Consider the following 22,987-nt stretch of genomic DNA (forward strand, 5'->3'; position numbering starts at 1 on the left):
GCTTTTCTCATTCCCTGTAGCTAGATCTGTAATTACCCAAAGCTCGTCACCCACCTTGTTAGGAATCGAGTCATATGTGCTTGATGATGCCGATTTAGCATCGATTTGGATTTCATTGAAGGTTTTCATTTTTATCAATTAATAAATTGGTGGGTAGCTAATGGTGAATTTTTTGGCAAGTTCCTTTGCTTGTTCCTGAAGTTCCGTTGGAAATCGCTCAAATAAGATTTGCCACTGAGCATGCTGTACGATCCACTTCACAACTTGTTCGTCATGATTAGCCTGTATATTGTTTATTTCACATTCTAGGTGCTTCAGGTAGCACCATAGCATCCAAGCAGATTTCTCATCTTTAATTATTTTTGTACCTGAGTTTTTATCCATCTTGTCAGTAAATGCGCCGAATATTGTCACATCATAGTGTTCGGGATCATTTGCAATACTAGCTATTAAATCTTCAACATCTGAAAACGTGAACCCGTGTGGGTTATGTAAGGTTTTTTCGACTTCATCAATACTCATAATATTGCATGACTGAAGTACACTGATTGCTTCCTTTATCATTAAATCGGAGACTTGAGCATTGCTTTTTAATCCGTTCTGAATTCGCTCTTTAGCAACACTCCGATCTCGATAATAATCGACCATTGACTCATCATGCCCAGAATGTTTTGCAATCTCAGCATTACCTTTTTTAGTGCTTTCATCGAAGATTATTCGACTTTCTCTGATAGCATCGATTGTTATGTTTATCTTCGGTATCTTATTCTTTGTATTTTCTTTCCTGGCTAAATTTACAGATTTCCTTAAAGTTGAGTGATGATCAACATACCTGTTGATTAACCATTTGAATGCTCCTTGACCATTAACACTACTGCGATTTTTGAGACGATTTTCATAGGCTTCAAAAGATTTTCGGGTAGTACTATGTGTGAAGCAAACTAAGCTAATAGGTAACAAAGCCAAGAACATAGAATTGATAGTTGGTTGAGGTAGCCACATGCTCTTTCGAGTAATTACCAAGTGTTGTGCATCCAAGATGTCGTGCTGCCAGTTTAGATAAGCATCAAATGGTATATCGCTACGATAATATGTCTGTGTTACGTGATCTTTCCCAGGTCTACTTGCATTACTACCTTTTCCTCTTCTCTTATGATGTAACATTGAAATTTCTTGTACATCATGATCATCTAAATCAGCATCATTCAGTTTTTTTAGCACCTTTCCATGTTTGAACTTTTGTAAATCTGCAAGCTTGAGTTCTAATTGATTTGATCTTTGAATGCAGTCAGAGGCTAAGAGCCATTGCATCACTGTAGATTCTGATGCTGTTGGAAGGAGCATATCTACAAGGCTAAAATTTGGTTGGTAAATAGATCTGATTGATTTATTTGACCTTGCGGATAAGTGAATGCCGATATGTTGTTTATCATTAACGTGATGAGAGTGGTTATACTTTGTTTTTATAGCCTCAATAACACCTTCGACAGAAAATGAATCATTATCTACATCATCCCATAAGGATGTATCTGGATTGCATCCATAAATCATCGATTCAAGCCAGATAAGCCTATTCGTTAGATCAGAAGAAGCCGTGTCATTTAACAGTTGTTCTTTCTCTGAGTCGTCAGGAAGTAAGGCGTCATATATTTTTGCATACATGGCGCTTGCTTCTATGAAGGGCTCAAAGCTTATATTAGTATCCCTAGAGCCCCATAAAGCGTTTACAGGTTTATCATCAATACTCCATTCCCCACTGTTTAAACGCTCAGTTAAGATCTCAAATATCGTTCTCTCGTCATCCCATTTAATGCTACGAAGGAATTTTCTTCTTTCTCGCATCAATGCTAGAAACCAAACTGCAAATAACCGTAAATTTGTAACTAGCTGACTATCATTATAAGGACATATGATTTGCTCTTTAGTATCAAAATCTAATTCAAATAGTTGAGATAGTGCTGGGTTGCGTTTGACATCATCACGTCTTATGACTGGATTGTGTCTGCTGCTAGTATACGGCCTCAACTTTTCTCCACCATGAAAGTTATATTGAATACCTTTGTTGAAGGTGCATACAGAACTTGCCCACTTGAGGGTAGTTAGAACTTCATTACGATAACGAATTACAGTATTTGCACTATTTGACTTTACTTCGGATAGATATAATGCAAATTGGTGAGTAACCGTGTGGGGTAGATCAGCGGATAGGTGGTTGATTAAATGGTTCCAGGATTGATCATCTTTATATTGTTCATCATGCCACAGTAAGAATTCAAAAAATGAATTATAAGCACCATACTTGCCGCTTCGGGTACTTGGTAGCGTTGCTAAGAAGGTATCTGTATAGCAGTACGCGATTATTGCCTGACAGACTAGAGAATGCTTAAAACTCTCAGGTATTTGTAATGTTTTTAAGCAAGATTCAGTGTCTAACTTGCTAGAAGCAATACTAATTTCAGCTTTGTATTTATTTTGCTTTATTGGTACCGACGGTTCCGCAACAAAGCTTGAAAGGGATTCATGATTTACGGATTTACTTCCCATTGGTGCGGCTCTTATTCTTACGCTTGTCCAAACGGACCATTCTCATCTCTTCAGATGCTGCAAAATTTTTGTTGATAACATGAGCGACTTCCACGTAAATAGCTGTGGTTTCAGCATCCGAATGTCCAAGACGGTCTGAAATTAGTCGTGGATTGACTTTATTTCTATCACACCAAATGGCCAAATTAGTTGCGTATGTGTGGCGTAAGCTGTGGAACGAAAGGCTGTCGAACTCATTGTTAATTGCTCTGTTAGCACAAGTTCTGAACACATTATTTCCATGTCTGTTAGATAGCTTTTTATTGTTATAGTCGCAACAGAAAAGGTGACCTGAAGCTCTGAGCTTTTCCAAGTGCTTATCAATAAAGTTGAAGATCAACTCTGCTAGGTTTTGTTGGATGAGGACAAATCTACCTTTGCCTCCTTTACCTACAACATACCATTCAATTACATCACCAAGTTTGTAAGAAACTCGCTGATTGAGTAATCGTGCTATTGAAAAGTTATTGCTTTTTACGAGCTCATGGCTACGTAGACCAACTTCATAACCCAATCTAAGTACAAGCTTGTCTCTTTCTTTTACAAAATCAGACTTTCCGTCTACTACTGATAACAGTTCTTGAAAGGCGTCAATGCAAATGTAGTTGCTTTCAATTTTCTTGGCTTCATCAATATTGATTTGTGTCCCTGGTTTTTCCTTGTAAAAAAAAGAGCGTTTACGGATTTCACAAAATCCATATTCTTCTCCAGTTTTGAAGAGGCTCTCAATTACATATTTCACGGTTCTCATTTGCCCAGGACTAATAGGCTTATTGTCCTGACGTTGAAATGGAAGCCTTTTCTCATAGTAACCTTGTATAAAACCAAGAATTTCCTGATTCGACACGTTTTTGAAGCTCGTGCCATAGAAATGCAAAGTCTGAAAAAAAGAATCGACTATCTGCCCATACTTTTTCTTTGTTAGTAAATCTAGACCTTGCCCTTCAGTCATCTTTGCAAAGAGTAAGCTTGGTAGGGGAGAGAGGTTTCCGTACTCATTCAGAAAGGCTATAGCTTCGGAAGGGTGACCGTACGAATCTACCTCAAGCACCTCAATCGACATGTCATTTAATCCATCTAAGAAATTTTGAATGAATTGTAAATAGTATTATGAATATCTACAAATCCTCTTATTTGGTTACGATAACAAGAAGACCTGGCGGTAAAGAAAACTATTGATGGAGATAAAAATAATGTCTCCTTCTTGTACGCAGTTTTCTAGGTCATTGATTACGCTGTTGAACTTTGTCATTTTCATTGCTGCTTCCTCAAAAGTTGATACGTAAAGTATGTAGGCTTTGAGGGTGTTGGGCTAAATATTCAAAAAAGGTATCGTATTTCGATACTTTTGGTTTTGTTGCTCTGTTTTAAGTGTAATAGGACAAAGCAAAATTTGGCTGATACACTAGCGCTTTTTTCAATGGCGGCTTTATGCGAATACTCCTTCTCTCAGCTTATGATGCGGATAGTCATGTTTATTGGCGTAAAGGGCTTGTTGAGCACTTAAATGAACACGAATGGACAGTTTTGTCTCTGCCGGGACGCTATTTTAGTTGGCGTATGAGAGGGAACAGTCTTAGTTGGGCGTTTAACGAAAGGGAAGTATTAAGCCAGCCTTATGATCTAGTCGTAGCGACCTCTATGACAGACCTATCTGCCTTGCGTGGTTTTGTTCCATCTTTAGCCCAAATTCCAACACTGGTTTACTTCCACGAAAACCAATTCGCTTATCCTGAGTCTGGTAAAGCATTTAAAACCGTTGAGCCATGTATTCTGAATCTTTATACCGCGTTGGCTGCGGATTATTGTTTATTTAACAGTGAATATAATCGACAGACGCTTTTGGATGGCGCGAAAGCTCTCCTGAAAAAGATGCCTGATCAAGTACCAGCAAATCTGATCGAGCGGATTAGAGATAATTCAGCCGTGCTGTCTGTACCTATCAAGTCTGATAGCTATCAAATACATTCCCCTGAATTTGATGAGTTTCATATCGTTTGGAATCACCGTTGGGAATACGACAAAAATCCTCAACTACTGCTAGATGCCGTTGAGCAGCTGATAGAGAAACGCAAGGATTTTAAGCTCCATGTGGTCGGGCAGCAGTTTAGAAAAGTACCTGAGCAATTTGAGAAGCTTCGTGTGTTACTCGGTGATTGTGCTGGAGAGTGGGGTTATCTGTCGTCGCGTGAGGAGTATCTGGCTCTACTGCGTAAAGCAGATGTTGTGCTTTCAACAGCTGTACATGATTACCAAGGGATCGCTGTTTTAGAAGGCGTCGCGTCTGGGGCAGAGCCCTTAGTCCCTGACAGGTTAGCGTATAGAGAATTGTTCCCTGAAGCCTGCCGGTATAAAGAAGAGAGCGAAGCTGAGGTCTTGGCTGAGCGATTAGATCAGTTAGCAGCAAGAAAGTACGTAGGAAAGTGGGGGGAGCAGGTGAATGTCGATCGGTTTAAATGGGCGATACTGGCAGACCAGTATCGCCGTCACTTTGAGCGTTTAGCCCATAAAGAAGGTTAAAGGCGACGCACCTTAAACTTGCGGCCTTTAATTTTTCCTTGGCTCAAGCGTTCGGCTGCCTTTCGTGCAACTTTGCGTTCAACAGCAACGTAAGCAGCGAAATCATACACATTGATCTTGCCTACTTGGTTGCCTTGTATACCAGCATCGCCTGTTAACGCACCTAAGATATCGCCAGGGCGAACTTTGTTCTTCTTGCCGCCAGCAATCGCAAGCGTAGCCATTGGTGGGTTATTCGGCTGATAGTTCGGATCCGCGTCTGGTAGTTCAGTCACGGGGAACTCTGTATCCAAATACTTTTCAATGGAAGCTACTTTGTAAGCTTCTGATGGCTGATAAAGATTTAATGCCATGCCTTGCTTACCTGCACGGCCTGTTCGACCGATACGGTGAGTATGAACTTCAGCATCGCGAGTTAGATCGTAGTTGATGACACAAGGGAGGTCATCAATATCTAGTCCCCGAGCAGCTACATCGGTCGCTATAAGGATAGAGCAGCTGCGGTTGGCGAATTGCACTAGTATCTGATCACGATCACGTTGTTCTAAATCGCCGTGGATCGCTTTTGCGCTATAGCCTAAGGATTTAAGGTGCTGTTGAACATCATTACAGGTTTGCTTCATGTTGCAGAAAATCACTGCAAACTCTGGTTTGAACTGAGCTAAAATCGCGCTCAAATTCTCTAGCTTATTTTCTTTTTCGATCTCAAAGAAATGTTGCTCAATCTGGGATTGTTGGTGAGTGGATTCTACCTCAACCGTTATTGGCTGATTGAGAATGTCTGCACTCAGGCTCGCAATGGTCTTTGGGTAAGTAGCAGAAAATAGCAGTGTTTGGCGTTTCTTTGGGGTTTGCCCGATGATGTCACGAATATCATCAGCAAAACCCATATCCAGCATACGGTCCGCTTCATCAAGCACTACTGTAGTTACTTGATCTAAGCGAAGGGTTTTCTTACGAAGATGGTCTTTAATACGACCCGGGGTACCTACCACAATGTGTGCGCCATGCTCCAAAGAGCCAATTTGTGGCCCTATTGATTGACCACCACAGAGGGTCAAAATTTTTACATTTTCAGTAAAGCGAGCGAGCTTTCTTAACTCATTAGCCACTTGTGTTGCTAATTCACGTGTGGGGCAAAGCACTAGGGCTTGGGTGGCAAAGCTACGAAGATTTAAATTCAGTAGTGTGCCTATGCCAAACGCAGCTGTTTTACCGCTGCCTGTTTTTGCTTTCGCAATGAGGTCATTACCTCGCAAAACCTCGGGTAGGGCTTTCTCTTGGATAGCCGTCATCTGCTTATAGCCTAGATGATCTAGGTTCTTCAGCATCGGTTTTGGAAGATTGAGATTTGAGAAGCAGGTATCAGACACAGGGCACTCGGTAACAGTAAAGTTGGTTAGGTTTTGTTGCAAAGCGGCATTATAGAGCAAACCGCTTTGGGAGAATATGAATACCCTGAAGAATCACTCGCTAATCAAAGCGCGTTAACAATTGTTGATCTTTCTCAAGATGTTGGCAGGCTCTTTGGGTATACTTCGGGACAGTCAAAAATAAGTAAGTTGGTTGGGAATTATGAATACGCGTTACGATGTCGTCATTGTCGGTGGTGGTATGGTGGGTGCAACGATCGCTTGTGCTCTTGGAAATAGCCCGTTATCAGTTGCCGTCTTGGAAAGTCGATATCCTGCGGAATATGAGCCTTCCCAACCAAATGATTTGCGCGTTTCTGCTATCAGTGTGGCTTCTGAGAATATTCTTCAGCGCGTAGGGGCATGGGAAGGGATCCTATCCCGTCGTAGTTGCCCTTACCGTCGCATGAAGGTCTGGGAAGCAAGTGAAGAAAAGGCTTCTACAGAATTTGTTTCCGATAACATTGGTCGTGATCACCTTGGCCATATTGTTGAAAATCGTGTGATTCAGCTAGCGCTCTTAGAGCGTTTACAGACGTTTGAAAATGTTGATCTGATCTGTCCTGCTGAAGTTGAGGCTATCGATTATTCTCCTGGTAGCAGCATTGTTAGATTAAAAGACGATAGAGAAATAATTGGGCGTCTACTTATCGCTGCGGATGGTGGTGAGTCTCGTGTTCGCCAAGCTGCAGGTATAGGTGTAACCCGTTGGGACTATGAGCAGCATGCACTGGTTGCTTCTGTGACGACTAAGTTTGCTCAAGAAGATATCACTTGGCAGCAGTTTACACCGACAGGTCCGCTTGCCTTTCTACCTCTTTCAGGAAATAACGCTTCTCTGGTTTGGTATAACACACCAGATAACGTCAAACGTCTCTTGGCTCAGGATGAAGAAAGCTTTATGCAAGAGCTTAAATCTACCTTCCCTGATGCGTTGGGCGAAATTGATCAGCTATTAAGTCGCGGCGCATTCCCGCTTCGTCGCCAACATGCGCAGGAATATGTCTTAGAAGGTCTAGCGTTAGCAGGTGATGCTGCGCACATGATCCACCCTCTAGCAGGACAGGGCGTGAATATCGGCTTGCTTGATGCAGCTGCTCTTTCGGAAGTGATTTTAGCGGCTGCTAATACCGGTGAAGATATAACCGAATTAGCGTTGCTGAAGGAGTATGAAAAGCAGCGTCGCAAGCATAATTTATTGATGATGCAGACGATGGATGCGTTCTACCGCGTATTTAGTAATCAGAACGGCCCACTAAAAGTGTTGCGCAATATTGGTTTAGGTTTGGCAGGTCGTGTAACGCCAGCTAAAAACAAAGTTATGCAGTTTGCGATGGGCTTGGAAGGGCCTTTGCCTGAAATGGCCAAAGAACAATAATCAAAGGCTTAAATAAAAAAAGCCGGTCTGGGAGACCGGCAAAGAAATACGGCTGAATAAACCAGCCAGAGTAGAGAAGTGGGGTCGTTACGTGACCCCCAACGATGAATTACTCAGCAGCAGCTTCTGCTTTAGCTTCTGGCTTACGTTTAGCCGGCGCTTTTTTTGCAGGTGCTTTTTTAGCAGGTGCAGCTGCTTTTTCAGCTGGTGCAGCTTCAGTTTTAGTTGCGTTTGCAACTACAGCAGATGTAGCTTCAGCAGCTTCAGTTAGAAACTTGTTGAAATCCGACATGTATGGCATTTCACTGATTTCGCTCAGGCTCTTTTCTACGATTTCAGCGATCTCTTCTTTTGCAGAGTTTAGAGCTGCTAGCTCTTTTTCTGCAGTCGCAGTCGTTTTGCTTTCCAGAGATTTGAAGAACTCAACCTGCAATTCAACTGCTTCTTTCGGCTCTTTAACTTCAGATAGAGCTTTTAGTTGAGCTACGCTTGAATCTACGAAATCAGTTACATATTCAGACTGCAAAGAGAACAGAGTTTCTAGTGCTTTTTTGTTCACTTCAGCAACGTCGATTGCTGGTTGCATTTTTTCCTGAACATCTTTCATTAGATCATCGTACATTTTCCATTCCTCTGAGAATCTTTAATAAAGTGTTTTTTGTGCGTTGCAGCATTTGAGATAAATATAGTGGTTAATAAATAACCTGTCAAATATTTTTTTGTGCATTGCACAAAAATATTTTTAGGCCTGTTTCTTCGTGATTAAACGTATATTAAACAATCGGTTAGAGTGGTAGCCGTAAAAGGTTTGAGTTTTACTAAAATCAGCTTTTTAAGCTGTTTTTGCAGAGAATTAAAAATTTTTTTTAGCCTAATTGCACCTGCTTTGTGTCTATATGGGCTTGTAGGTTGTTCATATAAGCAAATAGCTATTACAATCAGATGATAGCGCTATGGCCCAAATTCAGGGCTTTTATGGGAGAGGAAGGCTACAGCAGGATTGGTAATCTGCTAGTGTAGTTAGCTCACCTAAATACCTCGGGACATATAACAATTTGTAACTTGGGTAGATGTCCCTTTAGTAACAGGATCAAGTATTTTCATGACGCAATCGAATACAGTCGTAAAATCACACTCATCTTTTGAATTTGTTAGATCTGAAAAGATCGAGTCATTAGGAATTGATGTAACGGAATACGAGCATAAGAAGACTGGCCTTTCGCACTTTCATATAGCGGCAGATCATACTGAGAATGTTTTCCTTATTGGTCTGCGGACTGTTCCGGAAGACTCAAAAGGTGTTGCGCATATTCTAGAGCACACCGCTTTGTGTGGTAGTGAGCGTTTCCCCGTACGTGATCCGTTCTTTATGATGACGCGCCGTTCACTTAATACATTTATGAACGCCATGACGAGCAGTGACTGGACCTCTTATCCATTTGCTAGTCAAAATCGCAAAGATTTCTTTAACCTGTTAGATGTCTATCTTGATGCTGTTTTCTTTAGTCGTTTAGATCCATTGGATTTTGAACAAGAAGGCCATCGTATTGAGTTTTCTGAAACCGGTGATGCTGAATCCGATTTGGAATACAAAGGTGTTGTTTACAACGAGATGAAAGGAGCAATGAGTTCACCGGTTTCTCGTTTGTGGCAGTCGGTGACTAAGTATCTTTTCCCGACAACAACCTACCATCACAACAGCGGCGGTGAGCCAGAGAGTATCCCTGACCTAAGTTATGAAGAGCTGATTGAGTTTTATAAAACTCATTACCACCCGAGTAATGCGGTCATTATGACTTTTGGTGATATCCCAGCTGCTGAGCTGCAGGGCTTCTTTGAAGAGAAAGCGCTAAGCCGTTTTGAAAAGCTGGGCACCTCTATCGAAATTCATGATGAGAAACGCTACCACTCGCCATTGCGGGTGGAAGAAGGTTACGACCTTGATCAAGAGGATCTAAGTGGTAAAACACACCATGTTTTAGCTTGGCTACTTGGTCATTCCAATGATTTAGAAGCACAACTTAAAGCACACCTTATGTCACGTGTGTTACTAGATAATAGTGCTTCTCCGCTACGTTATGCGCTTGAATCAACTGATCTAGGCAGCGCGCCTTCGCCATTATGTGGTTTAGAAGATTCCAATCGTGAAATGAGCTTCATGTGCGGTATTGAAGGCAGTGAGCCCGAATCTGCGGCAGAATTTGAAAAATTGGTATTGGATACCTTGCAGAAGGTTGCTGAAGAGGGTGTGCCTCAAGCTATGCTGGAAGCCCAGTTGCATCAGTTAGAGCTGCAACAGCGCGAAATTAATGGTGATGGCTATCCTTATGGCCTGAGTTTGATCATGTCTTCGCTCGGGGCCGCTGTTAACAAGGGTGATCCAATCGCTATTCTGAACCTTGATCCAGTGCTAGAAAAGCTGCGTGAAGCGATCAAACAACCTGACTTTGTTCAGGCCATGGTTAAGGAGCTTTTAGATAACCCGCATCGCGTTCGTTTGACTTTACGCCCAGACAACAAACTAGCAGCTAGTCGTGATGCTGCAGAGAAAGCGCAGTTGGCTCAAATTAAAGCGGGTTTATCAGATGACGATAAACAACGGCTAATTGATCGTGCTGCTGAGCTAGCGGAGCGACAAGAACAGGTCGATGATGAATCGATTCTACCGAAAGTGACATTGACCGATGTACCAGATGAGATGTCTGTTCCAGAAGCAGTTGCGGTTGATTCTACGCTTCCTTTGACGCGTTATGATCGTGGCACCAACGGTATTGTTTATCAGCAGGTGATTATGGAGCTTCCGCAGTTAACGGAAGATGAGCAGCACATACTGCCTCTATACAGCTATCTTCTTACTGAATTGGGCTGTGGTGATCGTACTTATCAAGAGAATCAGCAGTATCAAACAGAAGTGACCGGTGGTGTTCATGGTTTTGCTTCAGTCAGGGGGGCGCCTGATAATGAGCAGGATGTAAAAGGCTACTTCACATTAACAGGCAAAGCCTTAGTGTCTAAACATGAGGCGTTGTTAGATCTGCTGAAAGAGACGCTGCAATTTGCACGCTTTGATGAATTGCCTCGTATTCGTGAAGTGGTATCTCAACAACGTACCCGTAAAGAACAAGGTATCACCGGGCAAGGCCATGCATTCGCAATGATGGCTGCAGCAGCGAAGATGAGCCCGGCTGCAGCACTATCTCATGCAACAAAAGGTCTTGAGTCTATCTGCTATTACAAGCAGCTGGATGATCAGCTAGAGAATGACGATGCTCTTAAACAGCTTTCACAACGTCTCCAAGAGTTGCATAGCAAGATCCAGTTTGCCCCTCGCCAATACCTAGTAGTGGCTGAAGATGAGTATCAGGCTAGTGTTCAGAGCTACTTAGAGTCTATCTGGGCAGATGTGCCGAGTGAAACCTCTGCAGGGTTCTTACTGCCAGAGTTACGTAGCAAGGTGAAACAGGCTTGGGTTACCAGTACACAGGTAAGCTTCTGTGCTAAAGCATACCCAACTGTGGCGGTAGATCACCCTGATTCAGCGCCACTTACAATTTTGGGAGACTTCCTGCGTAATGGCTATCTACACCGAGTTATTCGCGAAAAAGGCGGTGCTTACGGCTCTGGCGCTGGTCAGGATTCCGGTGATGCAGCTTTCCGTTTCTTCTCTTACCGTGATCCTCGTTTATCTGAAACCTTGGATGACTTTGATGGTGCGGTGAAATGGCTTCTGGAGACTGATCATGATGCTCAGAAACTCGAAGAAGCGATTCTGGGTGTTGTCAGCTCGATTGATAAGCCAGGATCACCGGCTGGTGAAGCTAAGCAAGCATTCCACAGTTCATTGTTTGGGCGCACGCCAGAACAGCGTAAAGCGTTCCGTGCGCGTATCTTGAATGTGACATTGGATGATCTAAAGCGCGTTGCCAAAACTTATCTTTTGGATAAAGAGGGCAGTGTGGCTGTGATCACCAGTAAAGAGCAGGCAGACAGTCTATCCGACGACTTTGAAGTAATTGAAGTCTAATTAAGGTAAAATTCGACTAGTGATCAAGGTAGACTTTGATTGCTAGTCATTTATTCCTTAATAATCCTCAAGCCTCTATGCCCACACAAGCGCTTTATCAAGGTGCGCTGTTTATCATACTGTCAGAACTGTTTTTGGTCTGTTCTGGCATGGTCGTAAAGCAGATCACTCATCAGCTACCCACTGAGATTATTGTATTTGCCCGTAACCTCTTTGCGTTAATTCTATTGATGCCTTGGTTATTGCGAAATGGGATCTCCTCGATAAAAACGAGCTCTCTTCGATTTCATATTGCGCGTGCGGTGGTCGGTGTGACTGCCATGATGTGTCTTTACTATTCATGGGGACACTTGCCTTTAGCAGAGGCGGCGTTGATCAAACAAACAGCTCCATTCTTTATTCCATTATTCGCCTTATGGTGGTTAGGTGAAAAGATATCTGGGGTAGTGAAACTGGCAATATGTGTTGGTTTCTTTGGCGTTTTTCTAGTGTTGAATCCCGGGCAGGGAACACTCAATGTTGCCGTTTTGATTGCACTTTTTGGCGCGATGCTAGGGGCGTTGGCAAAAGTTATTATCCGTAGGATGAGCGATACAGAACCAGCCAGTCGGATCGTTTTTTATTTTGCTTTATTTAGTACGGTTTTAGCTTTGCCGTCGGCCATGCTCAATTGGGTTACGCCCAATTTAGTTGAGCTGGGTTGGTTATTACTGATGGCTATTACCTCAACTGTTGCTCAGCTGTTATTGAGTAAAGGCTATGGTCTTGCGCCTGCGGGTCAGTTGGGGCCTTATACATACGCTTCGGTGGTTTTTGCTGCGCTGTTTGGCTGGCTATTATGGGATGAAGTCTTAGGCGTCTACAGCTTAATAGGCTTGTGCTTAATTTTTTCGGCTGGATTGTTGTCCCTTTCTTCCCGTAAAACTGTTAAATCCTAGTAACAACTGTTTGGTGTTTGAACAGTTTTGCCTGTCAGCTATCAATTTTTCTTCATGAAGCGAAAAAAGTACTTGTAATCCATTGTCAGAATGGTACTACTGTAAGTGTACAGGGGCGCACAAAAACATTAATTCATAGCGCTCTCACTGCAACAAGGCATTAAGGATTTGCACATGAATATCAAAATTACTCACCGCAATGCTAAAGTTTCTGACAGTGTAAAAGAGAAAGTAGAGGAATGGCTGAACAGCAGTCAAGAACGTTACGAAGTTATTACTAGTGCTCACGTTATTATTGAAAAAAATGATCGTGAGGACGTTGCTGAAGCAACAATTCACGTAGCAGGTAAAGATATCTTTGCGAAAGCATCCGCTGATAACTTGTATGCTGCTCTGGATGCGATGGCTGATAAAATTGATCGTCAGCTAGATAAGATTCACCAGAAAAACGTGAATAAAAAAGGAAATCAGAGACCCGCTGCAACAGTTGAAATGGCAGCGGATGAGGAACTCAGCTTAGCCTGATCTAGGATATAAAGTTTCTAAAGCCCAGCTATATGCTGGGCTTTTTTATTTCTAGAACAAAATTTTATATGCATCAGGCTTGCATAAGTGTCGTTATTGGATGGATAATGATAAGTGTTATCATTAGCGTGTAGGTATTGGAGTAGGTAGTGAAGGCAGCGTTATTTTACGGCACCACAACAGGTAATACTGGCGATATTGCAGATAAGATAAAAGGTAGTTGGGATGCCGGCGAACTAGAGTTATTTGATGTCGCAGACAGTTCGCTCTCTGCTGCAAAAGATTTTGATATTCTTATTTTTGCTATACCTACGTGGGATTATGGTGAAGTACAGGAAGATTGGCTGGAAGTATGGGATGAAGTGGAACAGTTGGATTTCAGTGGTAAACAGGCTGCCTTTATCGGTCTTGGTGATCAGTTTGGCTATCCTGAATGGTTTGTCGATGCAATGGGTATGCTACATGATAAAATCGTAGCTAAAGGCGCTGAGATTGTTGGTCACTGGTCTGTTGAGGGTTATGAATTCGAAGAATCTAAAGCATTAACAGACGACAAAAAACATTTTATTGGTTTGGCTTTAGATGAAGATTGGCAGCGTGATCAAACTGATGAACGCATCTCCGATTGGTTAGACCAAGTTAAACTTGAGCTAGGCGTTTTCTAATCTATCCAGCGACCTGAGTATTATGAGCCCTGGTTTTACAGGGCTTTTTTGTGTCTGTCGTTCTCTGGCCTATGCTGTAATAAAGCTACTTTCTATAAGGTAGTAAGAAACTAGGTCAGATAGGGATAGCTATGTCCGCCAGCAAACTCCGCTCGGAAATTAAAGCGATCTCAGTGCTGAGTATCTTATTTTGCTTATTTGCAGCCATTAATTTCCATTCACCACTGCTTCCACAATTAGAAAATTACTGGCTCGATTTAACGCTTCAACAGCGAGCAGAGAAAAGAGTAGCAAGTGAGCAAATAGTAGTCATCGATATAGATGATGCGAGCCTGAATAACCTTGCGCCTATTGCGGGTGGTTGGCCTTGGCCAAGGGCTGTCCATGCCGAGCTGGTGGAGTTGTTACAGTTACAGAAACCTGCTGCAGTAGTGTTTGATGTGCTATTTGCCGATAGAGATATTTTTAACCCTGAAAGTGATCAGTATTTTAGTGAGGTGTTGGCTGCATCGAATAATGTCTATCTACCGTTCTTACATTTGCAAACCTATTCTGATCATCTGTTTCCGCGTTTAGACCAATATCCAGAGACTGTTCCCATACAAAAGCCAGATACCGTTTCGACTATTCCTCATGCAAGTTTGGTCTTACCTAATGCGGTTAACGCGAGTGTTTGGCGTTTAGGCAGTATCAATTTCCATCCAGATAAAGATGGTGTTGGGCGTAAGTACGCCGCAATACATCCAATATCTGATTGGGGAATTATTACGATGCCTGCACGAATTGCTGTTGATCTTAATGGCTTTGAGATTGAAGAGAAGTCAATTTGGATCGATTGGTATCAAGGCAAAGGAGAACCCTATCCCAGACTCTCTTATAGCGAAGTGTATACCCAATTAAGTCAAGGCGATGATTTTAAAGAGCCTAACTATTTTAAGGACAAAATCATTGTAATCGGTTCAACTGCTGCGGGTTTACATGATATCCAAGTCACACCAATTACTAGTACTTACCCCGGTGTTTTTATCTTAGCTACGGCTATTAATAACTTTATGGATCAGAGCTTTCTGCAACCGGTAGATGCTTTGCTAGTTTTGGTGATTGTGGGTGTAAGCTTTGGTGTTTTAGTGCTGTTGCTAGTTCGTGTGGGCAATTTCTATTACGCACTCATCGGAATAGGCGTTTTAATCGGAGTAAACGTGCTGTTCAGTTATCGGCTTTTGATCATGAAAGGGATGATGTTCCCTGTTATGGCTTGGCTGGTGGCTTATATATTTGTTGCGGTTTCTTTTTACGCATTCCGCTTATTGCAGCAGCAGAGAGAGATGAAAAAAACGGTCGATATTTTTGGCCGTTTTTTAGACCCGAAAGTTGTGAAAATTTTGCTTGATCAAGGAATCACCGATCAAGCTTTGGCAGGAAAAAGTACGCGGGTAACCATCTTATTTACCGATATCCGTGAGTTTACTCATCTTTCTGAATACCGTAGTGCTACCGAAATTGTAGAACTTCTAAATCATTACTTCTCTCGCCAGGTAGAAGTTATTTTTCAGCATAAAGGTACGCTCGATAAGTTTATCGGTGATGCCATTATGGCGTTTTGGGGTGAGCCAATTGAAAATCCCGGTCAAGAGATTGCTGCTGTGAATGCGGCTTTGGATATGGTGGATCAAATGGTCAGCTTTAGACGAGAGTTTGGCTTATTTGATTTCGATATAGGTATTGGTCTCCATACGGGCGAGGTCGTTGTTGGGGCAATAGGTACCCAAAGTCGCTACGATTACACTGCTATTGGTGATGCTGTAAACGTAGCTAGTCGCATCGAAGGGCTGACTAAAGAAACAGGTCGAAGGATTTTGGTTTCTGAAGAAACTCGACAGGCATGTGGGGATGCTTTTGACTTCGAGCTGATTGGTGACTATAAGGTTAAAGGCCGGGAAAAATTGGTAACCGTCTATCAGCCAAGGAGGTTGAGTGATGAACCTTAAATTACTAATTATCGGTCTTCCATTTATGAGCTCCACTTGGGCGACTGCTCAAACTGCCTACACAGTCAGAGATATCCCTGTCTACCAAACTCCCTCAATTTCTAGCACTGTCGTTACGAAACTCTCTGAAAAATCCTCTGTAAATATTCTGCGACGAAGCGGTGGTTGGTACGAAGTACGAACGGGTAATACTGACTCTGGTTGGGTGAAAATGATAAACCTTCGATATGTGAGTAATCCTAGCACGCAACAAGTTGCGGGCAATATGCAGTACCGCTCAAAAACAACGTTGACTACCGGTGTTAGAGGGCTGGATGAAGGCGGGATTATATCGAGTGGGTCAGGTGTCTCCCTTAGCAAAGTAAAAGGTTATAAAGTGAGTGCAGATGCGGCTACCAAGTTTGCACGGGAAGGGGGATTGAAAGCACGAAGCATGAATTATGTGGAGTAGCTTATGTCTATATTGAAAATAAACGCTATCAAAGGGGTTGTTGCTGGTTTTCTTTTGCTGGGTTTAAGCGGCTGTCAGGTCAATAACATCAATCTGACCCCATTAATGGAAGCAGGAAAAAAATCGACCGATCTATTTGAGAAAAGCTTGGCTGAAGAAGTTGAGATCGGTGAGGAAGTGAGTGTTGTTCTGCTTCAAAAAGCCTCCATATATAACGTCCGAGATGTTCAAAAGTATGTGAATTCAGTGGGAATGTGGCTCGCTCAACAAACTGAACGATCTGATATCCCTTGGACCTTTTCAGTGTTACGAGATGATAGTTTTAATGCTTTCGCCACGCCCGGTGGATTTATCTATATTACAACGGGGACTTTAGAGCAGTTGGAGAGCGAAGCTGAGCTTGCAGGTGTGCTAGCTCATGAAATTGCACATGTGGTTCAAAAGCACCATCTCCGTGCTATTCAGAAGGAAGCTAAGATTGGTATTGCAGCAGATCTTGCTCGGTTCTTGCGTGACAGTCAAAGCGATTCAGATAGCAGTGGAGCTACGGTATTTGGTGACCACTCAGTTGAAAATAAACTGCTGAATACCATTCAGGATGTTTACAGTGATGGTTTAGCTCGAAGTGATGAATTAGAAGCGGATAAGATGGGCATGGTGATCGCAGCCAGAGCTGGCTATGATTCCATGGCTTATATCGCTGTATTGCAAAAGATAGATGCTCAACAGGATGATAGTTCGTTTTGGCAGGCTTTTAGTAAGCGCCACCCAAGCGCTGAAGATCGTTTGTCAGAACTGCACAAGTTAGCGGATAAGATGACTTATATAGAAGGTAAAGAGCTTAATAATCGTTATTCCAAAATGATAAAGTAGATGTACATGGGATATCGGAATAAATGTAATGGATCTTTCCAATAAAGAGTCTTTTCTAATCAGCGTGTGTGGGCCTGATCGAATAGATGTTGTGCTTAAGCAGTGGCAGCAACTTACATTGTATCTGCCTATTCACCATGCTAAGCCATTTGGTATGCCTATTCCTGAACATCTTGAAAATCAGCTCCGTCACACGCTTGAGAAATGTATTGAAAGAGATGATGCAATGGTATTTATAGCTGAGGGCGAAAAGGTTTATGGGACCATTGCCGTCATTCTGAATCAGCAAACAGCTTATACTCAGCCTAATAGCAGTGTTTTGTTTAATTTATGGGTCGAACCTGATCAGCGTAGAAAAGGGATAGGGCAAGCATTGGTCGCGGATGCTAAACAGTGGCTTAAAGCTCAAGGGGTGACCTCTGTTCAGGCTGGATGGCATCCCGGAAATCCTGAAGCTGATCGTTTTTGGTTGAAACAAGGATTTTCACCTTACGAAACGATTGGCTCTGCATTTTTATAGTTAAGTAATCATTATTAATAAACTTTTCCCCGCACATTTCTATTTTTAAGGAATTAAATGAGCAAAGCACAGCAAAAATGGGATCAAAGATACTTGGCGAAAAGCCAAGGCCTAGAATCGGAGCCTGTTGCACCAGAATATCTACAACGTCAGTGGCGTTTTTTAAAAACAGGTCGTGTATTAGATCTGGCAGCAGGAGATGGGGCTGCCTCTATCTTTCTGGCCAAACAAGGCTTTAGCCCGGTAGCAACAGATATATCTCAAGTAGGTTTGGATCGTTTGTCTGAGGCTATGACTAAGTTGGGCTTGGAAGTGGAAACTGCTCAATTGGATCTAGAAGAGGAATCGGTGGATCTGTCAGGTCTGGGGTTGTTCGATTCGATTGTTATCTCCAGATATAAACCGGCTGATGGATTATGGGAGCAGCTGCTTGCTCTATTGAAGCCTGAAGGTACTTTATTAATGACTACGTTCAATCTGCTCCAGCATGAACGTACCGGTTTTTCTAAGCGGTTCTGTTTAAGAGAAAACGAACTTTTAGATCATTGTGCTGAATTAGCTTTAGTAGATTTTGAATCTGATCGTAACCAATCGGGGATGGATTCTTATATTTTTAAAAAAAGAAACTAAGAAATAGATCTAAAATAAACCTTGCTATCGGTATGTATATACATTGTGATGCAATGAATTTACAAGGCATATTCGCAGTACATCGCTTGTCTGCCTTGGATCAAATATTTCAGTTTTTTTACCGAAAAATTACTGTTTTGTAACAAAACTGTAATTACTCTAGGAAATAATTCCGTCATAATTCGCGCGCCTGAACACAGGTGTGTTCAATTTTTTTCAGACTTTTAAGGTGCGTTGTATGGTAGCAACCAGTACCCCATTCTTGCAGATGTTTGCACGTTCACCGTTCAAACCTATGCAGGATCACATTGCAAAAGCGCAAGAATGTGCCGTTGAGCTTATTCCATTCATTGAAGCAGTCATCGCTGAAGACTGGAATGAAGCAGAGAAAGTACAAGCACGTATCGCTGTTTTAGAAGGCGAAGCAGATGCAATGAAGAAAGAGATTCGCCAGAATCTGCCTAAAAGTATTTTCCTTCCAGTTCCTCGTACGGATCTTCTAGAAGTTGTTCGTATGCAGGATAAGATTGCAAATCGCGCTAAAGATATCGCAGGCATCATGCTTGGCCGTCAAATGAAAGTGCCAACTGAGATGCAGCAAGATATGAAAGATTATGTTCGTGTCGCTTTGCAAACGTCTGAGCAGGCTTTAACTGCGCTTAAAGAACTGGACGAATTGGTAAATAGCGGTTTTGGTGGCCACGAGATTGATGTCATCGAAAAAATGCTAGAAAAATTGGATGCCCTAGAGCACAACACGGATGAACACGAACGTGCTATTCGCCTAAAACTATTTAGCATCGAGAAAGAGCTTCCACCGGTAGATGTAATTTTCCTCTATCAGGTTATTAGTTCGATCGGTGACCTGGCTGATCGCGCACAACAGGTTGGTAGTCGTTTACAGCTATTAGTTGCTCGTTAATTCATTCGGTAAGTTAAGATGGAAATCATTTCTCAGTACGGCCATATTCTTGTCATTTTGGCATGTGTCTTCGGCTTCTTTATGGCTTGGGGTGTTGGTGCAAACGATGTTGCCAATGCCATGGGTACTTCAGTTGGTTCAAAGGCGCTGACCTTGAAGCAAGCGATCATGATCGCTATTGTCTTCGAATTTATGGGAGCTTATCTTGCGGGTGGTGCTGTAACAGCGACAATCCGTAAAGGTATCATCGACCCAGCTATTTTGTCTGGAACGCCTGATTTACTTGTTTTTGGTATGCTGTCTGCACTTTTGGCAGCTGGTATCTGGTTATTAGTGGCGACACATTTTGGCTGGCCTGTATCTACAACGCACTCTATCGTTGGTGCGATTGTGGGTTTTGCGGCAGTTGGCATATCTGTTGATGCGGTCAACTGGGGTAAAGTAACTAAGATTGTTGCAAGTTGGGTAGTATCGCCAGTAACAGCTGGGCTCATAGCCTTCTTCTTATTTAGAAGTGTGCAGAAGTTGATACTGGATACTGACAATCCTTTTGCCAACGCTAAGAAATACATTCCAGGTTACATCTTCCTAGTGGGCTTCATGGTTTCCATGGTGACGTTCACTAAAGGCCTTAAACACGTCGGTTTAGATCTTAGCTGGGGGCAAAGTGCACTAGCATCTATAGCTATTGCGGTTGTGATTATGGTGATTGGTATGCAGATGCAAAAGCGTATCACACCTGACCCAGATGCTGATCGTGACCATCACTTTACTAGTGTTGAAAAACTGTTTGGTATTTTGATGATGTTCACTGCCTGTGCAATGGCATTTGCTCATGGTTCAAATGACGTAGCAAACGCTGTAGGTCCTGTAGCTGCAATCGTAGGGGTTGTATCAGCCGGTGGTGAGGTTGTTCAAAAATCAGCTATGCCAGTTTGGATCTTACTACTTGGCGGCGGCGGTATCGTTGCTGGTCTAGTTATGTACGGCCACAAGGTAATCGCAACAGTAGGTAACAACATTACTGAACTTACACCAAGCCGTGGTTTCGCTGCGACACTAGCTGCTGCAACAACAGTTGTATTTGCGTCGGGTACTGGTTTGCCAATATCCACTACTCACACGTTGGTAGGTGCTGTATTGGGTGTAGGTCTTGCGCGTGGTATGGCTGCACTTAATCTGCGCATCGTAGGTACGATATTTGTATCTTGGGTAGTAACTCTGCCTGCAGGTGCCGGTCTAGCAATCATCTTTTTCTTCATGTTTAAAGGTATGTTTACCTAAACGTGGAAGTGCTTTGAGTAGAAAAGCCCTGTATTCGCGAGAATACGGGGCTTTTTTCTGTCTAAAACAATTAAATGATCACAAATCCATCATAATGATGTAAAATTTGGGCCCAATTTTTTGCTTTGGGAGTAAATCCCTAAGCTAGAACCAGAAATATCCGGAAAGAAGATGCATACAGTTGAGAAGATCGGCGGCACTTCCATGAGCCGCTTTGAGGAATTGATGGACACCATTTTGGTGGGTAAGCGCACCACACCAGAGGAACTGTATAACCGAATTTTTGTTGTGTCAGCTTATGGCGGTATTACCAACTATCTTCTTGAGCACAAAAAAACCGGTGAGCCTGGTGTTTATGCACGTTTTGCGAATGCTGAAAGCGAGCAGGCGTGGATCGATGAGTTGAGTAAAGTTCAGGCGAAAATGGAAGAGATCAATGCTGAACTTTTCGCTGATATGGAATTTGAACGCAACGCAGCTGATGCTTTTGTAATCGAGCGTTTGAATGATGTTCGTGATTGCATGAAGAGCCTGCACCACCTTTGTACTTACGGTCACTTCCAGTTGGAAGAGCACCTGATGAAAGTGCGTGAGATGCTAGCATCTATCGGTGAGGCGCACAGTGCATATAACTCTGTGCTTGCTCTGCGTAAAGCTGGTATTAATGCTCGTTTTGTTGATCTGACTGGTTGGCACTTAGATCAACCTCTACCGTTTGAAGAGATGGTTAAGACTCAGTTTGCCGATGTTCAGATCGACAAAGAGATGGTGATTGCTACAGGCTATACGCACTGTGAAGAAGGTCTGATGAAGACTTTTGACCGTGGTTACAGCGAGATGACTTTTAGCACGATTGCGACTGTAACAGGTGCAACTGAAGCGATCATCCATAAAGAATATCATTTGAGTTCTGCAGATCCGATGCTAGTCGGTACTGATAACGTAGTCACAATTGGTGCGACTAACTATGATGTGGCTGATCAGCTGTCTAACTTAGGTATGGAAGCTATCCATCCAAAAGCTGCGAAAGGTTTGCGTCGTAATGGTGTTAAATTGCGTATTAAGAACGCATTTGAGCCAGAGCACGAAGGCACGGTTATCTGTCAGGATTACCACAGCAACGCTCCTCGTGTGGAGATTATCGCTGGTCGTAATGATGTTTTTGGCATCGAAATCTTCGACCAAGAGATGCTAGGTGATGCGGCTTACGATATTGAGATCTCTAAGCTTCTAGCTCAGTTGAAACTTTACGTGATCAACAAAGATGCTGATGCGAACAGTATCACGTACTATGTTGGTGGCTCTCGTAAGATGGTTAACCGCGCAACGCGCCTAATGGAAGAGATGTATCCAGAAGGCCAGATCCGTCTGCACAACCTTGCGATCGTTTCTGCTATCGGTTCACACATGAAGGTTAAAGGTATTCTTGCTCGTACAGTAAGTGCTTTGGCTGAAGCGGATATCAACGTAATGGCGCTTCACCAGTCTATCCGTCAGGTAGAGATGCAGTGTGTTGTCTCTGAAGATGACTACGAGAAGGCGATCATTGCATTGCATGCCGCTCTGATTGAGCAGAGCCCGCAGAACGTAAATACTGCGGCTTAATCGCAAACATCTGTAAAGCCCGCGAAAGCGGGCTTTTTTATTTCTGCATTTCCATCTAATCTGCTTACTATTCTTGGTAAGGCGAAAAACTGATGGAAAAGCAGTCCCTAGAGTTCATTTATACAGCACTGAAATCTGCAGAAGAGCACGTGCGCAGCTTTGATACTAAAGCGCAGATTGTCGGTGTGGGTTACATTTTTACAGCAGGCTTAATCCATACAATCGGTTCTACGTTGCCGCAAAGGGATGATTATATCTCCAGCATATTGGCGATCATCCTCTCTTGGGGATTGGTCATTGGGCCGATCATTTTATTTGGTGCGGTTTTATATCCTACGCGCAATACGGCACCAAAAGTGGGGGCTGAGCACAGTAAAGTTTTGAAACTCTTTTTCACTGATAGTGAGCATTCAGAATCGACAGGGCATTACCTTAAAGCGCTGGAAAGTTCTGATCTGCGAGTCGAGCTGACTTATGAGTTATTAAAAGTCTCTGGTCTGCGAAATTTAAAACGTAACCGCTTTCTCCGTGCCTTATGGGCAGCGTTGATCTGTTTAATCATGCTTTTTGGTCTTCAGCTTTATCGAGCTGTGTTCGCTTAAAGTGTAAACGCGCTTCTATTCCTAACTCGTTGATTTTAGAATGCTCAGTATCTAAAAGATTAAGGGT

At 42.8% G+C, this 22,987-nt stretch carries 19 protein-coding genes; 15 read left to right on the top strand and 4 right to left on the bottom strand.

What is annotated here, in order from left to right; translation table 11 throughout:
• Nucleotides 1-138: 138 nt before the first annotated feature.
• Nucleotides 139-2,544: a hypothetical protein gene (locus ACMXYU_RS06820; protein ID WP_415900849.1), complete on the bottom strand. Its 2,406-nt coding sequence runs from the start codon at nt 2,542-2,544 to the stop codon at nt 139-141.
• Nucleotides 2,534-3,646, bottom strand: a complete 1,113-nt coding sequence (locus ACMXYU_RS06825; protein WP_415900850.1) for a tyrosine-type recombinase/integrase — start codon at nt 3,644-3,646, stop codon at nt 2,534-2,536. Before ACMXYU_RS06825 ends, ACMXYU_RS06820 begins: the two co-directional genes overlap by 11 nt.
• A gap of 368 nt (nt 3,647-4,014) precedes the next feature.
• On the opposite strand from ACMXYU_RS06825, the gene ACMXYU_RS06830 reads away from it, so the two are divergent.
• A complete protein-coding gene (locus tag ACMXYU_RS06830; RefSeq protein WP_415900851.1) occupies nt 4,015-5,103 on the top strand; it encodes a DUF3524 domain-containing protein in 1,089 nt (362 codons plus the stop codon).
• On the opposite strand, the gene dbpA is transcribed toward ACMXYU_RS06830, so the two are convergent.
• Entirely contained in the window at nt 5,100-6,476 is a 1,377-nt protein-coding gene (dbpA, locus tag ACMXYU_RS06835; protein ID WP_415900852.1) for an ATP-dependent RNA helicase DbpA, read from the bottom strand. The two genes, ACMXYU_RS06830 and dbpA, sit on opposite strands and share 4 nt — an antisense overlap.
• Before the next feature lie 202 nt (nt 6,477-6,678).
• Here dbpA and ACMXYU_RS06840 point away from each other — a divergent pair, with 202 nt between their 5' ends.
• Nucleotides 6,679-7,893 (top strand): UbiH/UbiF/VisC/COQ6 family ubiquinone biosynthesis hydroxylase, encoded by a 1,215-nt coding sequence (locus ACMXYU_RS06840; protein ID WP_415900853.1) that lies wholly within the window; start codon nt 6,679-6,681, stop codon nt 7,891-7,893.
• Nucleotides 7,894-8,002: 109 nt separating this feature from the next.
• Here ACMXYU_RS06840 and ACMXYU_RS06845 read toward each other — a convergent pair whose 3' ends face one another.
• Nucleotides 8,003-8,515: a phasin family protein gene (locus tag ACMXYU_RS06845; protein WP_415900854.1), complete on the bottom strand. Its 513-nt coding sequence runs from the start codon at nt 8,513-8,515 to the stop codon at nt 8,003-8,005.
• Between the two features lie 480 nt (nt 8,516-8,995).
• Here ACMXYU_RS06845 and ACMXYU_RS06850 point away from each other — a divergent pair, with 480 nt between their 5' ends.
• From ACMXYU_RS06850 to ACMXYU_RS06910, 13 genes are all read left to right on the top strand, one after another.
• On the top strand, nt 8,996-11,917 hold the full coding sequence (locus ACMXYU_RS06850; RefSeq protein WP_415900855.1) for an insulinase family protein: 2,922 nt from the start codon (nt 8,996-8,998) through the stop codon (nt 11,915-11,917).
• Between the two features lie 35 nt (nt 11,918-11,952).
• Nucleotides 11,953-12,855 carry a DMT family transporter gene (locus ACMXYU_RS06855; RefSeq protein ID WP_415900856.1) on the top strand — a complete coding sequence of 301 codons (903 nt, stop codon included), beginning with the start codon at nt 11,953-11,955 and terminating at the stop codon, nt 12,853-12,855.
• A 174-nt stretch (nt 12,856-13,029) separates the two neighbouring features.
• Nucleotides 13,030-13,380, top strand: coding sequence for a ribosome hibernation-promoting factor, HPF/YfiA family (hpf, locus tag ACMXYU_RS06860; protein ID WP_415884297.1), 351 nt, complete (start codon nt 13,030-13,032; stop codon nt 13,378-13,380).
• A gap of 149 nt (nt 13,381-13,529) precedes the next feature.
• The gene (locus ACMXYU_RS06865; RefSeq protein WP_415900857.1) at nt 13,530-14,045 is read left to right on the top strand and encodes a flavodoxin; all 516 of its coding nucleotides are present in this window, start codon (nt 13,530-13,532) and stop codon (nt 14,043-14,045) included.
• A 131-nt stretch (nt 14,046-14,176) separates the two neighbouring features.
• Nucleotides 14,177-16,033 carry a CHASE2 domain-containing protein gene (locus tag ACMXYU_RS06870; protein WP_415900858.1) on the top strand — a complete coding sequence of 619 codons (1,857 nt, stop codon included), beginning with the start codon at nt 14,177-14,179 and terminating at the stop codon, nt 16,031-16,033.
• A complete protein-coding gene (locus tag ACMXYU_RS06875) occupies nt 16,023-16,484 on the top strand; it encodes an SH3 domain-containing protein (protein ID WP_415900859.1) in 462 nt (153 codons plus the stop codon). The genes ACMXYU_RS06870 and ACMXYU_RS06875 overlap by 11 nt, the downstream gene beginning before the upstream one ends.
• Nucleotides 16,485-16,487: 3 nt before the next feature.
• Nucleotides 16,488-17,357: a M48 family metalloprotease gene (locus tag ACMXYU_RS06880; protein ID WP_415900860.1), complete on the top strand. Its 870-nt coding sequence runs from the start codon at nt 16,488-16,490 to the stop codon at nt 17,355-17,357.
• Between the two features lie 28 nt (nt 17,358-17,385).
• Entirely contained in the window at nt 17,386-17,877 is a 492-nt protein-coding gene (locus ACMXYU_RS06885; protein WP_415900861.1) for a GNAT family N-acetyltransferase, read from the top strand.
• 57 nt (nt 17,878-17,934) lie between these two features.
• Complete coding sequence (locus tag ACMXYU_RS06890; RefSeq protein WP_415900862.1) at nt 17,935-18,507, top strand: class I SAM-dependent methyltransferase; 573 nt, start codon at nt 17,935-17,937, stop codon at nt 18,505-18,507.
• Between the two features lie 238 nt (nt 18,508-18,745).
• On the top strand, nt 18,746-19,429 hold the full coding sequence (locus ACMXYU_RS06895) for a TIGR00153 family protein (RefSeq protein ID WP_415900863.1): 684 nt from the start codon (nt 18,746-18,748) through the stop codon (nt 19,427-19,429).
• An 18-nt stretch (nt 19,430-19,447) separates the two neighbouring features.
• Nucleotides 19,448-20,713 (top strand): inorganic phosphate transporter, encoded by a 1,266-nt coding sequence (locus ACMXYU_RS06900; protein ID WP_415900864.1) that lies wholly within the window; start codon nt 19,448-19,450, stop codon nt 20,711-20,713.
• A gap of 171 nt (nt 20,714-20,884) precedes the next feature.
• Nucleotides 20,885-22,318: an aspartate kinase gene (locus tag ACMXYU_RS06905; RefSeq protein WP_415900865.1), complete on the top strand. Its 1,434-nt coding sequence runs from the start codon at nt 20,885-20,887 to the stop codon at nt 22,316-22,318.
• Nucleotides 22,319-22,410: 92 nt separating this feature from the next.
• The gene (locus ACMXYU_RS06910) at nt 22,411-22,920 is read left to right on the top strand and encodes a hypothetical protein (RefSeq protein WP_415900866.1); all 510 of its coding nucleotides are present in this window, start codon (nt 22,411-22,413) and stop codon (nt 22,918-22,920) included.
• The last annotated feature ends 67 nt before the right edge of the window (nt 22,921-22,987 follow it).

Source organism: Neptuniibacter sp. QD48_11 (genome assembly GCF_047778095.1).
GTDB lineage: Bacteria > Pseudomonadota > Gammaproteobacteria > Pseudomonadales > Balneatricaceae > Neptuniibacter.